15 protein-coding genes are annotated in these 13177 nt (G+C 73.4%); 5 read left to right on the forward strand and 10 right to left on the reverse strand.

Translation table 11 applies throughout. From position 1 onward, the window contains the following. Window positions 1-42: 42 nt before the first annotated feature. From ACH4T9_RS25235 to ACH4T9_RS25245, 3 genes are read right to left on the reverse strand one after another with little or no spacing between them, the layout of a single operon-like run. Window positions 43-1008 carry a DMT family transporter gene (locus tag ACH4T9_RS25235; protein WP_396673827.1) on the reverse strand — a complete coding sequence of 322 codons (966 nt, stop codon included), beginning with the start codon at window positions 1006-1008 and terminating at the stop codon, window positions 43-45. Then, window positions 1005-1850 (reverse strand): ATP phosphoribosyltransferase, encoded by an 846-nt coding sequence (hisG, locus tag ACH4T9_RS25240; protein WP_396673828.1) that lies wholly within the window; start codon window positions 1848-1850, stop codon window positions 1005-1007. Before hisG ends, ACH4T9_RS25235 begins: the two co-directional genes overlap by 4 nt. Window positions 1851-1897: 47 nt before the next feature. After that, window positions 1898-2161: a phosphoribosyl-ATP diphosphatase gene (locus ACH4T9_RS25245; RefSeq protein ID WP_036375234.1), complete on the reverse strand. Its 264-nt coding sequence runs from the start codon at window positions 2159-2161 to the stop codon at window positions 1898-1900. A 157-nt stretch (window positions 2162-2318) separates the two neighbouring features. Here ACH4T9_RS25245 and ACH4T9_RS25250 point away from each other — a divergent pair, with 157 nt between their 5' ends. The 4 genes from ACH4T9_RS25250 to ACH4T9_RS25265 all read left to right on the forward strand — a co-directional run bounded on the left by ACH4T9_RS25250 (window position 2319) and on the right by ACH4T9_RS25265 (window position 5479). Next, the gene (locus ACH4T9_RS25250) at window positions 2319-3194 is read left to right on the forward strand and encodes a transporter substrate-binding domain-containing protein (RefSeq protein WP_396673829.1); all 876 of its coding nucleotides are present in this window, start codon (window positions 2319-2321) and stop codon (window positions 3192-3194) included. Further along, window positions 3191-4036 (forward strand): amino acid ABC transporter permease, encoded by an 846-nt coding sequence (locus tag ACH4T9_RS25255; protein WP_396673830.1) that lies wholly within the window; start codon window positions 3191-3193, stop codon window positions 4034-4036. The genes ACH4T9_RS25250 and ACH4T9_RS25255 overlap by 4 nt, the downstream gene beginning before the upstream one ends. A 1-nt stretch (window position 4037) precedes the next feature. After that, window positions 4038-4781, forward strand: coding sequence for an amino acid ABC transporter ATP-binding protein (locus ACH4T9_RS25260; RefSeq protein WP_396673831.1), 744 nt, complete (start codon window positions 4038-4040; stop codon window positions 4779-4781). Between the two features lie 521 nt (window positions 4782-5302). Continuing rightward, window positions 5303-5479, forward strand: coding sequence for a hypothetical protein (locus ACH4T9_RS25265; RefSeq protein WP_396673832.1), 177 nt, complete (start codon window positions 5303-5305; stop codon window positions 5477-5479). 295 nt (window positions 5480-5774) lie between these two features. Here ACH4T9_RS25265 and ribH read toward each other — a convergent pair whose 3' ends face one another. The 7 genes from ribH to rpe form a co-directional block, all read right to left on the reverse strand. Next, the gene (gene ribH / locus ACH4T9_RS25270; RefSeq protein ID WP_396673833.1) at window positions 5775-6275 is read right to left on the reverse strand and encodes a 6,7-dimethyl-8-ribityllumazine synthase; all 501 of its coding nucleotides are present in this window, start codon (window positions 6273-6275) and stop codon (window positions 5775-5777) included. 2 nt (window positions 6276-6277) lie between these two features. Further along, entirely contained in the window at window positions 6278-7543 is a 1266-nt protein-coding gene (locus tag ACH4T9_RS25275; RefSeq protein ID WP_396673834.1) for a bifunctional 3,4-dihydroxy-2-butanone-4-phosphate synthase/GTP cyclohydrolase II, read from the reverse strand. After that, on the reverse strand, window positions 7540-8241 hold the full coding sequence (gene pnuC, locus ACH4T9_RS25280) for a nicotinamide riboside transporter PnuC (protein ID WP_396673835.1): 702 nt from the start codon (window positions 8239-8241) through the stop codon (window positions 7540-7542). Before pnuC ends, ACH4T9_RS25275 begins: the two co-directional genes overlap by 4 nt. Continuing rightward, entirely contained in the window at window positions 8238-8852 is a 615-nt protein-coding gene (locus ACH4T9_RS25285; protein ID WP_396673836.1) for a riboflavin synthase, read from the reverse strand. Before ACH4T9_RS25285 ends, pnuC begins: the two co-directional genes overlap by 4 nt. A 1-nt stretch (window position 8853) precedes the next feature. Beyond that, a complete protein-coding gene (ribD, locus tag ACH4T9_RS25290; protein WP_396673837.1) occupies window positions 8854-9915 on the reverse strand; it encodes a bifunctional diaminohydroxyphosphoribosylaminopyrimidine deaminase/5-amino-6-(5-phosphoribosylamino)uracil reductase RibD in 1062 nt (353 codons plus the stop codon). A gap of 399 nt (window positions 9916-10314) precedes the next feature. Then, the gene (locus ACH4T9_RS25295; protein WP_387019190.1) at window positions 10315-11271 is read right to left on the reverse strand and encodes a response regulator; all 957 of its coding nucleotides are present in this window, start codon (window positions 11269-11271) and stop codon (window positions 10315-10317) included. A gap of 1 nt (window position 11272) precedes the next feature. Next, on the reverse strand, window positions 11273-11953 hold the full coding sequence (gene rpe / locus ACH4T9_RS25300) for a ribulose-phosphate 3-epimerase (protein ID WP_396673838.1): 681 nt from the start codon (window positions 11951-11953) through the stop codon (window positions 11273-11275). A gap of 265 nt (window positions 11954-12218) precedes the next feature. Between rpe and ACH4T9_RS25305 the strand changes: the two genes are divergently transcribed. After that, window positions 12219-13106 (forward strand): septum formation family protein, encoded by an 888-nt coding sequence (locus ACH4T9_RS25305; protein WP_396673839.1) that lies wholly within the window; start codon window positions 12219-12221, stop codon window positions 13104-13106. The last annotated feature ends 71 nt before the right edge of the window (window positions 13107-13177 follow it).

The following is a 13177-nucleotide window of genomic DNA, read 5'->3' on the forward strand; positions in this document are numbered from 1 at the left end:
CCACCGCCACACGCGACCACCTGCCCGCACCTGCGACCCGGTTCACCGGGACGCCGGGGCCGACGGGGATGCCGGGACGACCGGACCGGCCGGAGTCGGTGGGCGGGTGCCACGGCCGGCGACCACCACCGCCAGCAGGGTGAGCAGTGCGCCGACCAGCACCGGCCACCGGAGCCCCGCCCCGCCGGGCAGCGCGACGTCCAGCAGCAGGGCGCCGCCGAGCTGGCCGGCGACCAGGGCCAGCCCGGTGCGCAGCACCCCGACCGCCCGGACCCCGATCATCAGGGCCAGCACGATGCCGACGCCGAGCAGGCCGCCGAGATACAGGTACCAGTCGCCCGGCCAGGTCGGCTCGGGGCCGGTGAAGACCCCGGCGAACGCGGCCACCACCACGATGACCACGGTGCCCACGGCGAAGTTGATCGCGATGCCGGCCGTGGGGGTGCCGGCGGCGGCGACCCGGCCGTTGAGCGCGGACTGGAGGGCGACGGCCGCCCCGCCCACGACGGCGAGCAGGACCCCGCCGACGGCGACGCCGCCGACCGGCCGGCCGAGCTGGGCCAGGGCGACGGCGAGGACGCCGAGCAGCGCCCCGGTGACCCGGGGGCCGGTCAGCCGCAGCCGCCCGAGCGGGGCCAGCCCGGCCCGGTCCGCCGCGAGCCCGCCGAGGCTGCCCCCGGCCACCTGGGCGATGGTGAAGACCGCGATCCCGAGCACCGGGACGACATACGTGGCGACCGTCACGATCACCGCCCCGCCCAGCCCGCCGAGGTACGTCCACCACGGCAGCCGGGCCCGCCGCAGCGCGTCGAGCCCGGCCCGGGTGGACGGCAGGCCGAGCAGGCCCACGAGGACCACCAGGCACCCGCCGATGTTGTTGACCAGCGCGCCGAGCACCGGATCGCCGGCCCGTGCCCCCAGCGTGGCGTTGCCCGCCCCCTGCGCCGCGGAGGCCGCCCCGCCGAGCACCACCAGGGCGAGGGCGACCGCCCGGGGCGGCGGCCTCACAGCCGGCAGGCGTGGATGTTGGTCACCAGGATGGCGCGGGCGCCCAGCTCGTACAGCTCGTCCATGATCCGGTGCACGTCGTCGCTCCGCACCATCGCCTGCACCGCGACCCAGCCCTCGCGGTGCAGCGGCGAGACGGTGGGCGACTCGATGCCGGGGGTGAGCGAGCTGGCCCGCTCGAGCAGCCCAGCCGGCACGTCGTACGCGAGCATCACGTAGCGGCGGGCCACCAGCACCCCGTGCAGCCGGCGCAGGAGTTGCGCCTCCTGGGCGTGCTCGGGGGCCTCGGCGCGGCGGACCAGCACCGCCGAGGAGACCAGCAGCGGGTCGCCGACGATCGCCAGGCCGGCCTGGCGCAGGGTCGCCCCGGTGGAGACCACGTCGGCCACCACGTCGGCCACGCCGAGGCGGACGGCGTTCTCCACCGCGCCGTCGAGCCGGATCACGTCGGCGGTCAGCCCGTGGTCGTCGAGGTAGCGGCGGACCACCCCCGGGTACGCGGTGGCGATCCGGTGCCCGCCCAGCTCCTTCGGCGAGGCGATGGTGTCGGGGCGGGCGGCGAACCGGAAGGTGGCCCCGCCGAAGGCGAGGTCCACCACCTCCTCGGCCGGGGCGCCGGAGTCGACCAGCAGGTCCCGGCCGGTGATGCCGAGGTCCAGGTCGCCGGAGCCGACGTAGGTGGCGATGTCGCGGGGACGCAGGTAGAAGAACTCGACGTCGTTGGCCTCGTCCCGGCAGACCAGGTCCTTGGGGTCGCGGCGCTGCCGGTAACCGGCCTCGCGCAGCATCCCCGCGGCCGGCTCGGCCAGGGTGCCCTTGTTCGGAATGGCGACACGCAGCATGGCGGAGTGCTCCCTCGATCGGTGGAGAAGATCAGCGGACGGGGCACTCACAGATGTCGGTAGACGTCCTTGAGTTCGAGACCGGTGGCGAGCATCAGCACCTGCGCCTGGTAGAGCAGCTGGGAGATCTCCTCGGCCGCCCGCTCCGGGCCCTCGTGCTCAGCGGCCATCCACGACTCGGCCGCCTCCTCGACGACCTTCTTGCCGATGAAGTGCACCCCCTTCTCCAGCGCGGCCACCGTGCCCGAGCCGGGGGTGCCGGCGGCGGCCTTGGCCTGCAGCTCGGCGAACAACTCCTCGAACGTCTTCACGGGGTGCGATTCTTCCAGCACCGGCACGCCGGGGCGCGCGGCGGGTCCCGCCGGTGCGGCGGCCGACACGCGGCGGTGGACCGACCGGCCGAAATTCCCTACCGGAACGGTGGGACAACCCTGCACGACGCCCGTCTATGGCTCTACGCTGTCCGCCATGCCCAGCAGCCCCCGCGCCCTCGCGCTCACCGCCGCCGGCACCGTCCTCGTCGCGGTCGCCGCCTGCGCGCCCCAGGACGACGCCCCCACCGCCACCGCCACCCCCGCCGCCACCGCGGGGCCGGCCTGCACCAGGGACAACCTGCCGACCCGTACGCCGGGCAAGCTCACCGTGGCCACCGACGAGCCGGCGTACGAACCCTGGTTCACCGGCAACAAGCCGGACAACGGCGAGGGCTTCGAGGCCGCCGTGGCGTACGCCGTGGCGGAGAAGCTCGGGTACGCCAAGTCCGACGTCACCTGGACCCGGGTGAAGTTCGACACCGCCATCGCCCCCGGCCCGAAGGAGTTCGACTTCGACATCAACCAGTTCTCCATCACCGAGGAGCGCAAGAAGGCGGTCGACTTCTCCGGCCCGTACCATCTGGTCCGGCAGGCCGTGATCGCCCGGAAGTCCGCGAAGATCGCCGGGACGAAGACCCTGGCCGACCTGCGCGGCGCGAGGCTCGGCGCCCAGGTCGGCACCACCAGCTACCAGGCGATCACCCAGGTCGTCAGGCCGACGGCCGAGCCGCAGGTCTACAACAGCAACGACGACGCCAAGAAGGCCCTGCAGAACGGGCAGATCGACGGCCTCGTGGTGGACCTGCCGACCGCCTTCTACATCACCGGCGCGGAACTCACCGATACGAAGATCGTCGGGCAGCTTCCCCAGGTCGGCACCCCCGAGGCGTTCGGGCTGCTGCTGGACCGCAACTCCCCGCTCACCCCCTGCGTCAGCGGGGCGGTCGGCCAGCTCACCGCCGACGGCACGCTCAAGCGGTTGGAGCAGAAGTGGCTGGCCCAGGTCGCGGGGGCGGCCGAGCTCACGTGACCCTGGCACCCCACCTCCCCTCCGAGGCGCAGCGGCGGCGGGCCGCGTACCGCCGTCGGCAGACCGTCACCAGCGTGCTGGTCGCCGCCGCGTCCACGGCGGCGCTCGGCACGCTGCTGGTCGTCGCCGTGACCGGCGCGCCCGGCTGGGACCGGGTCCGGGAGTCCTTCGCGGACCCGACGATCGCCCGGGACGCGCTGCCGGCGGTGCTCACCGGCCTGTGGCTCAACATCCGGCTGTTGGTCTGCTGCGCGGCCGGCGCGCTGCTGCTCGGGCTGCTGGTCGCGCTCCTGCGCACGCTGCGCGGCCCGGTCTTCTTCCCGGTCCGGGCCCTCGCGGCCGGGTACACGTACACCTTCCGGGGCCTGCCGCTGATCATCGTGCTGTACGTGCTCACCCTCGGCATGCCCGGCCTGCGGTTGCGGGGGATGCCGCCGGTGCTGGTGCTCGGCGGGCTGGCGCTGGTGCTCACCTACGGCGGGTACCTGGCCGAGGTGTTCCGGGCCGGCATCGAGTCCGTCCACCCCAGCCAGCTCGCCGCGGCCCGCTCGCTCGGGCTGACCTACCGGCAGACCATGCGACACGTGGTGCTGCCGCAGGCCGTCCGGCGGGTGGCCCCGCCGCTGCTCAACGACGTGGTGGCGATGCAGAAGGACGTCGGGCTGGTCTCCCTCGCCGGCCCGATCGACGCGGTCCGCGCCGCGCAGATCGCCACCGCCGAGACGTTCAACTACACCCCCTACATCGTGGCCGGGGCGCTGTTCGTGCTGCTGGCGATCCCGCTGATCGCCGTCACCGACTGGGTGACGCTGCGCGCGGCCCGGCGTCAGGCGGGAGGCTGACATGCCCGTACTGACCTGCCGGGGCCTGCGCAAGTCATTCGGCGGACACGTCGTGCTCGACGGGCTCGACCTGGCCGTCGACGAGCACCGGGTGGTGGCGCTGATCGGGGCGTCCGGGTCGGGCAAGTCGACCCTGCTGCGCTGCGTCAACCTGCTGGAGGAGCTGGACGACGGCACCATCGAGCTGGACGGGGAGGACATCTCCGACCCCCGCACCGACCCCGACCGGGTGCGCCGGCGGATCGGGATGGTCTTCCAGTCGTACAACCTGTTCCCGCACCTGAGCGTGTTGGACAACATCACCCTCGCCCCGGTCCGGGTGCACCGGCGGGCCCGCACCGAGGCCGAGGCCCAGGCCCGGGAACTACTCGACCGGGTCGGGCTGGGGGCGAAGGCGGACGCCTACCCCGACCGGCTCTCCGGCGGGCAGCAGCAGCGGGTGGCGATCGTCCGGGCGCTGGCCAACTCGCCCCGGCTGATGCTGCTCGACGAGGTCACCTCGGCGCTGGACCCGGAGCTGGTCGGCGAGGTGCTGGCCCTGATCCGCGACCTGAAGGCCGACGGGATGACGATGGTGCTGGCCACCCACGAGATGGGCTTCGCCCGGGAGGTGGCCGACCAGGTGTGCTTCCTCGACGGCGGCCGGGTGATCGAAACCGGGCCACCGGAACGGGTGCTGGGCGAGCCGACCGAGCCCCGCACCCGCCAGTTCCTGCACCGCATCATCGCCGCCGGGCGACTCTGAGACTGAAAGAGAGCCCTATGGCAACGGACCGAGCGCAGTAAGGTGAGCCAATCGGCTACAGCAGCGCGGTTACCCGGTCGGGTTCCTACCGCGCGACGCTCGGCGCGTAGCAGCCGCGCCACGTGTTGTACGAGTCTCCTGGGGACGTCCAGGATGGCCCGATAGGCAATCACGTGGGGTCCTTCCTGGCAGATCAGATTCCGTCGCAGGAACCTGTCTGCCGGGGGCCCACGCCCCGCCTTTGCGCCATCCGTTATGGACGCGTTGCCCGTGTCATCCCGAACTGAGCCCGGATAGCTGTTGAGATCACCTCACTCCACCCGCGGCCGCACCGCTTCTCTTGTGCACCCCCATGCACCCGTGTATATATGAGGATCGATACTGATTCCGGAACCGTGCGCATTCGGTACACGGGCGCGGTCTCGGAACCGACGGAGGAAAGGAATGTCGTGACCGAGATTGGGAAATTAGGCACACGTCTGGGCATTTTCAGTGCGGTTGTCGCTGGCACCGTGTCGCTGATGACGGCGACCCCCGCAAGCGCCGCCCCGGTGAACGGCGGGTGGTTCACCTCCAGCACCGCCTGCTACCAGGCCGGCAGCAATGCAGTCGACCGGCCGGGCTCGCGTTACTCCGACTATTCGTGCACCTATTCCGCCAGCCACAACCCGCACTGGCACCTGGTCCTCTACACGTGATGTCCACCGCCGCACGTAGAGACCCCCGGAGATTTGCCGAGTGGTGATGTTGGGTTCGCCGAACTCGGTGTAGGTCTCAACGTGACGTAGGTGTCTGCGCTCGTAGGTCCACGTGCCGGAGAGACCGGCTCCTTCGGGTGTGACTCCCCGAGCCGGCCGCCGCCGTACGTGCCGCACTCCGCATCGGCGAGCGCCGGGGCGCCCTCCACACCGGCCACCTCCGGGCCGGGTTCCGCGCCGGTCGGCTCCGGGACCGGGACCGGTCAACGACGGGGCGGTGGACCGGCGGGACGGGTCAGCGGCCGAAGCCGACCCGGTGCCCGGCGGCGGCGTCCAGGCCGCGCACGGCCAGCGCGGCGTCCAGCGCGGCCACCGTGGCCGACCAGCCCTTGTCCTCCGCCGAGCCGGGCAGCCCGGCCCGGTCCCGGGCCTGCTCGAGGCTGTCCACCGTGAGCACCCCGTGCGCGACCGGCTTGCCCTCGTCGAGGGCGACCCGGGTCAGCCCGTCGGTGACCGAGCGGCAGACGTAGTCGAAGTGGGCGGTGGCGCCGCGCACCACCACGCCGAGGGCGACCACCACGTCGAAGCGGCGGGCCATCGCCTGGGCGACCACCGGCAGCTCCACCGACCCGGCGACGCGGGCCACCACGGCGCGCGCGCCGCACGCCTCGGCGGCGGCCACCGCCCGGTCGGCCATGTGGTCGGTCAGCTCACCGTGCCAGCGCGCGGCGACGATCCCGACCGTCATCCCGGCGGCGTCCACCGCCGTCACCCCGGGCTCACCGAATCCCGCCATCGCTACGCTCCGATCTCGTCGTCGGTGACCGGGCGGCCCATCGGGGCCTCGGTCACCTCGTCCAACTCGTCCAACAGGTGGCCCATCCGGTCGCGCTTCGTGCGCAGGTAGCGGACGTTCTCCGGTTGCGGCTGCACCGGCAGTCCCTCCCGGCCGGTGACGGTCAGGCCGTACCCCTCCAGCCCGGCCCGCTTGGCCGGGTTGTTGGTCAGCAGCCGCATCGAGCGCACGCCCAGGTCGTAGAGGATCTGCGCGCCCGTGCCGTAGTCCCGGGCGTCCGCCGGCAGCCCCAGGTCGAGGTTCGCGTCCACGGTGTCCCGGCCCAGGTCCTGCAACTGGTACGCCTGGAGCTTGTGCAGCAGCCCGATCCCGCGCCCCTCGTGCCCGCGCACGTAGAGCACCACCCCGCGGCCCTCCCGGGCGACCCGGGCCAGCGCGGCCTGCAACTGCGGGCCGCAGTCGCAGCGCAGCGAGCCGAACACGTCGCCGGTGAGGCACTCCGAGTGCACCCGGACCAGCACGTCCTGCCCGTCGCCGAGCTCCCCGAAGACGAGAGCGATGTGCTCGGCCGGGTCGTGCTCGGCGCGGTAACCCAGCGCCCGGAACACCCCGTGCGGGGTGGGCATCCGGGCCGCCGCCATCTGCTCCACCTGCTTCTCGGTGCGCCGCCGGTGGGCCACCAGGTCGGCGATCGTCACCAGGGTCAGGCCGTGCTCGGCGCAGAACTTCTCCAGGTCGGGCACCCGCATCATGGTGCCGTCGTCGTTGACCAGCTCACAGAGCACACCGGCGGGACGCAGCCCGGCCAGCCGGGTCAGGTCGATCGCCGCCTCGGTGTGCCCGGCCCGGCGCAGCACCCCGCCCTCGCGGGCCCGCAGCGGCACCACATGCCCGGGCCGGGCCAGGTCGGTCGGGTCGGTGGACGCGTCGGCGAGCAGCCGGATGGTGTGCGCCCGGTCGGCCGCCGAGATGCCCGTGCTGATGCCCTCCCGGGCGTCCACGGTCACGGTGTACGCGGTGCCCCGCCGGTCCTGGTTGGTGTGGTGCATCGGCGGCAGGTCCAGCCGGTCGCACTCGCCCTCGGTCAGCGGCACGCAGATGTAGCCCGAGGTGTAGCGGACCATGAACGCGACCAGCTCCGGGGTGGCCAGTTCGGCCGCGAAGATCAGGTCGCCCTCGTTCTCCCGGTCCGCGTCGTCGACCACGACGACGGGCCGGCCGGCGGCGATGTCCGCCACCGCCTGCTCGATGCTGGCGAAAGTGCTCATGCGACGGCCTCCGAGTAGCTGGGCGGGAGCGGGACGCGGGCCGGGCGGACGGCGCGTGAGGCGCGCCACCAGGCGGCGAAGCCCCAGGCGCAGAAGGCCCCGTAGACGAGGTACATGACGGCGGACGGGTAGAACCCGCCGCGCAGCAGCAGCGGCACGCCGACCACGTCCACCGCGATCCAGATCAGCCAGAAGTCCACCCAGCCGCGGGCCATGCCGTAGGTGGCCAGCAGGCTGCCGGTGAGGATCCAGGCGTCGGGCAGCGGCCCCCAGGAGCCGAGCGCCGCCAGCACCGGGTACGCGACGGCGGTGCCGACGGCCGCGGCCACCAGCAGACCGAGCCGTTCCCGGCCGGTGGCCCGGCGCGGCACGACCGCGGCGTGGTCGCCGTCGGCGCCTAGGCGGCGGTTGCGCGACCAGCGCCACCAGCCGTAGAGGCTGACGGCGAAGAAGAACACCTGCCGGCCGGCCTGGCCGTAGAGGTCGTGCGCCTGCGGGGTGACGAACACCCCGCCGAGGAACACGGTCAGCAGCAACGCGTTGCCGATCATGCCGACCGGCCAGGCCCAGACCACGCGGCGCATGCCGAGCAGCGCCGAGGCCAGGCCGAAGACGTTGCCGACGATCTCCCGCACCAGCACCGGCGAGCCGGCGACGTGCAGCTGGGCGTCGAGCAGCCAGCCGAGCGGCTCCGTCACCGCTGGTCCCCACCGGCGGCCCGGTCGCCGAGCAGCCGCTCGACGTACTTGGCCAGCACGTCCACCTCCAGATTGACCGGGTCGCCGACGGCGCGGGCGCCGAGGGTGGTCAGCTTGAGGGTGGTGGGGATCAGCCCTACGGCGAACCAGTCCGGCCCGACGTCGGCCACCGTCAGCGACACCCCGTCGACGGTGATCGAGCCCTTCTCGACCACGTACCGGGCGAGGGCGGAGGGGAGGCGGAAGCGGACCGTCTCCCACTGCTCGGCCGGCTCCCGGGACAGCACCTCGCCTACCCCGTCGACGTGGCCCTGCACGATGTGCCCGCCGAGCCGGCTGTTCAGCGCGGCGGCGCGTTCCAGGTTGACCGGCGCGCCGGGCCCCAGCCCGCCGAGGGCGGAGCGGCGCAGCGTCTCCCCCATCACGTCGGCGGTGAAGACGCCGGCGTCGACGTCGACCACGGTGAGACAGACTCCGTTGACCGCGATGGAGTCGCCGTGCCTCGCGTCGGCGGTGACCAGCGGGCCGCGAACGGCGACCAGCGCCGAGTCGCCCCCGGTCTCGGTCACTGCGACGACCTCGCCCAGCTCCTCGACGATGCCGGTGAACATGTCAGCCCTCCCTCTTCCGGGGCAGCGCGGTGATCCGCAGGTCGGGACCGATCTGCGTAACGTCAGTGATCTCCAGGTCGATGGCGTCGGCGATGGTCGTCACCCCGGCGTCGGCCAGCGCCGTCGGCCCGGCGCCGAGCAGCCTCGGCGCGACGTACCCGACGACCCGGTCGACCAGGCCGGCGGAGAGGAACGCGCCGGCCAGGCTGGGGCCGCCCTCCAGCAGCACGGCCCGCACCCCCCGGCGGTGCAGCTCCGCCAGCAGCGCCGGCAGGTCGACCCGGCCGTCCGGGCCGGCGCCGACCTGCCCGGCGGTGGCGATCCACGTCTGGGCGGCGCCGTCGCGGACCCGGGCCCCGGCGGGGGTACGCCCGAGGCTGTCCACCACCACCCGCAGCGGCTGCCGGATGGCCAGGGTGCCGTCGCGCAGGTTGCGCACGGTGAGCCGGGGGTCGTCGGCCAGGACGGTGCCGACCCCGGCGATCACCGCATCGGCCGTGCCGCGCAGCGCGTGCACGTCGGCCCGGGCCTCCTCCGAGGTGATCCACATGCTGGTGCCGTCGACGGCGGCGGAGCGCCCGTCGAGGGTGGCGGCGAACTTCCACACCACGTACGGCCAGCCCCGGCGCACGGAGGTGAGCCAGGCGACGTTCCCCGCCTCGGCCTCGGCGGCGCGCACCCCGAACTCGACCCGTACGCCGGCAGCGTGCAGGGTGGCGGCGCCGCCGGCCGCCACCGGGTCGGGGTCGGGCACGGCGACGACCACCCGGGAGACGCCTGCGACGATCAGGGCGCGGCTGCACGGGCCGGTGCGGCCGGTGTGGTCGCAGGGCTCCAGGGTGACCACGGCGGTACCGCCCCGGGCCCGCCGGCCGGCCTGGGCGAGCGCGACGATCTCGGCGTGCGGTCCGCCCGCGTACGCGTGGAATCCCTCCCCGACGACCTCGCCGTCCGGATCGAGCAGCACGCAGCCGACCACCGGGTTGGGGCTGGCGGTGCCGAGCCCGCGGGCCGCGAGCGCGATCGCCCGACGCATCGCCTCGTCCACGGAGCCGCTGTCCATCGCCCCTGCCCTCTCGCTCGCCGGTCCGCGCGCGGGCGGGTCGGGAGGGCACGGGCAGGCGGCGGCGGATTCCGGGGACGGCGAAGCCGACCCCGGGGAAGCCCGGACAGCGCTGAGGTCAGCGGCCGGCAGGGCCCGCCCCGTCCCGCGCGCTGTCTCCCATCCGGACTTTCTGGGGGTGGGCTTGCCCGCCCCCAACCGTCGGCCCCGGAATCTCACCAGGTCCACCGGGCGGCAGTCGCCGTCCGGGTCGCGGGCTTACCACGGTCGCACCGTGGATCACCGCCGGTTCGGAATTACACCGAGTCCCGCCAGCGCGTGGTGGGTACCTCAGAAGTGTGGCACGACACGCGCCACGCGTCTGCCCTCGGGGAGCTACCTCACACAGGTAGGCAATATTCAAGAAAGACTGCGTCGCCGGTCGACCGCCACGTACGAACCCGGCTGGCTCTTGGCCACGGACTTCATCTCGGAGGCGGCCGCGATCGCCTCCAGCGGATTGATGAGCCGTTTGCCGCCGTCGGACACGGACACCCCGATCGACAGGGTGACCAGCGCCGCGCGCCGGATGTTGCCCCGGCGGTCCTTCAGCTCGACGTAGCCGCGCTCGGCGTCGGACGGGTCGTAGAGCCGGTCGGCGGCGGTCTCGAAGTCCACGACCGCCCGGGAGGTCAGCGGCCGGACCTGCTCGGGGGCGCAGACGATGACGAAGTCGTCGCCGCCGACGTGGCCGAGGAAGGCCGGTGGCAGCCCGATCGCGACGACCGCCCGGTGCAGGCTGCGGGCCAACGCGGAGATGAACTCGTCGCCCCGGACGAAGCCGTACCGGTCGTTGACGCTCTTGAACCGGTCGATGTCGACGTAGCCGACCGCGTAGTCGACGCCGCTGCGCACCCGGTCGGTGATCTCCCGGCGGATCCGGGAGTTGCCGGGCAGGCCGGTCAGCGGGGAGACCTCGCGGAACTCCTTGTTGCGCCGCAGGGTGGAGCTGACCCGGGCCACCAGTTCGGCGGTGTCGAAGGGCTTGACCAGGTAGTCGTCCGCGCCGGCGCTGAGCCCGTGGACCTTGTCCACGGTCATCCCCTTGGCGGTCAGCATGATCACCGGAAGGGCGGAGGTCATCGGGTCGGCGCGCAGCCGCCGGGTCAGCTCCAGCCCGTCGATGCGCGGCATCATCAGGTCGACCACCGCCAGGTCCGGCCGCTGCCGCTCGATCACCTCGAGCGCCTCCTGGCCGTCGCCGGCGTGGATCACCTCGAAGCCGTGCAGCCGTAGGTTGAACTCGACGAACCGGGCGATGTCGGCGTCGTCGTCGACGACGAGGATGACGTCGGGTCGTTCCTCGGCCGGCTCCACTTCAGACCCCGGTGACCGCGCGCTCCGCCAGGCCCCGCAGGCGGCGGACCGCCTCGGCGGGGTCGTCGGCGCCGTAGACCGCAGTGCCGGCGACGAAGGCGTCCGCCCCGGCTGCGGCGGCCTGTTCGATGGTGTCCGCGGCGATCCCGCCGTCGACCTCGATGCGCAGCTCCAGGTGGCCCGCGTCGACGTGCCGCCGGGCGGCCCGCACCTTGTCCAGCAGCTCCGGGACGAACCGCTGCCCGCCGAAGCCGGCCTTGATCGTCATGATCAGCAGCGTGTCGAAGCTGGGCAGCAGCTCCAGGTACGGCTCGATCGGGGTGTCCCGGTCGATGGCCAGCCCGGCCTTCGCCCCGGCGGCCCGCAGGTCCTTCGCCAGCGCCACCGGGTTGTCGCACGCCTCGGCGTGGAACGTGACGTTGTACGCCCCCGCGTCGGCGTACCCGGGAGCCCAGCGGTGCGGATCGGTGATCATCAGGTGCACGTCGAACGGCAGCTCGGTCGCCGCCCGCAGGCTCTGCACCACGGGCAGCCCGATGGTCAGGTTCGGCACGAAGTGGTTGTCCATGACATCGACGTGCAGCCAGTCCGCGGCGCCCTCGACGGCGCGGACCTCCTCGGCCAGACGGGCGAAATCGGCGGCGAGGATGCTGGGCGCGACGATCAGCGGCGGTACGGTCACCGGGCCAGTGTACGAATGCGGTCGTCCGCCGCCCGCAGCGCGGCACCATGCGGGACACTCTGCGACCCGGTCGTGACGGCTGGTGCGCATTCCCCCGCACCGGGCGGAAGATCCCGGGCGGCCGGACATCCCCGCCGGCCGATCGACCGGAACGCCGCGAGAGTCCATGCGGGACGAGCGCCGGTGCCGTATGCTCCCGCACCGTGGCGCGGTCGGCGACAGAGGCCGGTGATCCGCGACCACCGGCGACGGGGAGGTCGGGCGGATGCGGCGATGGTGGACGGCGGTCGCCGTGGGTGCGGGCGCGGCGGTGGCGTTGGCCGGCTGCGGCACACCGGCCGGGGTGGACGGTGACCTCGCCGACGACTGGCGGGCGATGGCCGCGCCGACGCAGTTCGTGCCGGCCACCGGGACCTGCCACACCACGTTCTCCGACGTCGGCTACCTCAGCGGCTACAACCCGGTGGACTGCGGCACGACCCACCGGGTGGAGACCTTCCACGTCGGCACGCTGACCGGCCCGGCCGCCGAGCTGAGTACTCCCCCGACCGCCGGGTCGACCGGAATGAAGGCCATCCGCGCCGAGTGCGACCGGGAGGTCAACAAGGCCGTCGGCGCCGACTGGCGCGCGGGCCGACTGTTCCTGTCCACGGTCCTCCCGTCCCGGCAGGCGTGGGAGGGCGGGGCGCGGTGGTTCCGCTGCGACCTCAACGAGGTGGAGAGCGTCGACGACTCCAGCGCCGTGTCCCGCAGCGGCAGCCTCAAGGGCGCGCTGACCGGGAGCTCCACCCTGGTCCACGGCTGTTTCAACCCGAAGATCGTCAAGGACGACGTCAAGTCGATGGCCCCCACCCCGTGCACCAGCAAGCACCGGGTCGAGTTCGTCGGGGTCTACCGGGCACCGGACATCGCCTACAGCCAGCTCGACAAGAACCGGCTGCGCATCCACCGGGGGTGCCGGTCCCTGCTCGCCTCGTACGCCAAGGTCCCCGACAACAGCGACCTGCAGTACCGGGCGGGGACGATCTTCTACCACCCCAGCGAGGACGAGTGGAAGGACGGCAACCGGGGGGTGCAGTGCTTCCTCTGGGTCGACCGCAACCTCACCCGCTCGGCGAAGGGCGCCGGGGCCAAGGTCCTGCCGGTCCAGTGACCCGACCCGCCGGGGCGGCGGGGAGCTGACGTAGAAGGAGGGGGCGGCCGATCCGGCCGCCCCCTCCTTCT

It is taken from the genome of Micromonospora sp. NPDC020750, from assembly GCF_044334565.1.
Lineage (GTDB): Bacteria > Actinomycetota > Actinomycetes > Mycobacteriales > Micromonosporaceae > Micromonospora.

Excerpts from the sequence above, each read along its gene's own strand:
- hisG (WP_396673828.1), bottom strand. The coding sequence starts at position 1,850 with ATGCTGCGTGTCGCCATTCCGAACAAGGGCACCCTGGCCGAGCCGGCC.
- ACH4T9_RS25250 (WP_396673829.1), top strand. The coding sequence starts at position 2,319 with ATGCCCAGCAGCCCCCGCGCCCTCGCGCTCACCGCCGCCGGCACCGTC.
- ACH4T9_RS25260 (WP_396673831.1), top strand. The coding sequence starts at position 4,038 with ATGCCCGTACTGACCTGCCGGGGCCTGCGCAAGTCATTCGGCGGACAC.
- ACH4T9_RS25265 (WP_396673832.1), top strand. The coding sequence starts at position 5,303 with ATGACGGCGACCCCCGCAAGCGCCGCCCCGGTGAACGGCGGGTGGTTC.
- ribH (WP_396673833.1), bottom strand. The coding sequence starts at position 6,275 with ATGGCGGGATTCGGTGAGCCCGGGGTGACGGCGGTGGACGCCGCCGGG.
- ACH4T9_RS25275 (WP_396673834.1), bottom strand. The coding sequence starts at position 7,543 with ATGAGCACTTTCGCCAGCATCGAGCAGGCGGTGGCGGACATCGCCGCC.
- ACH4T9_RS25285 (WP_396673836.1), bottom strand. The coding sequence starts at position 8,852 with ATGTTCACCGGCATCGTCGAGGAGCTGGGCGAGGTCGTCGCAGTGACC.
- ribD (WP_396673837.1), bottom strand. The coding sequence starts at position 9,915 with ATGGACAGCGGCTCCGTGGACGAGGCGATGCGTCGGGCGATCGCGCTC.
- ACH4T9_RS25305 (WP_396673839.1), top strand. The coding sequence starts at position 12,219 with ATGCGGCGATGGTGGACGGCGGTCGCCGTGGGTGCGGGCGCGGCGGTG.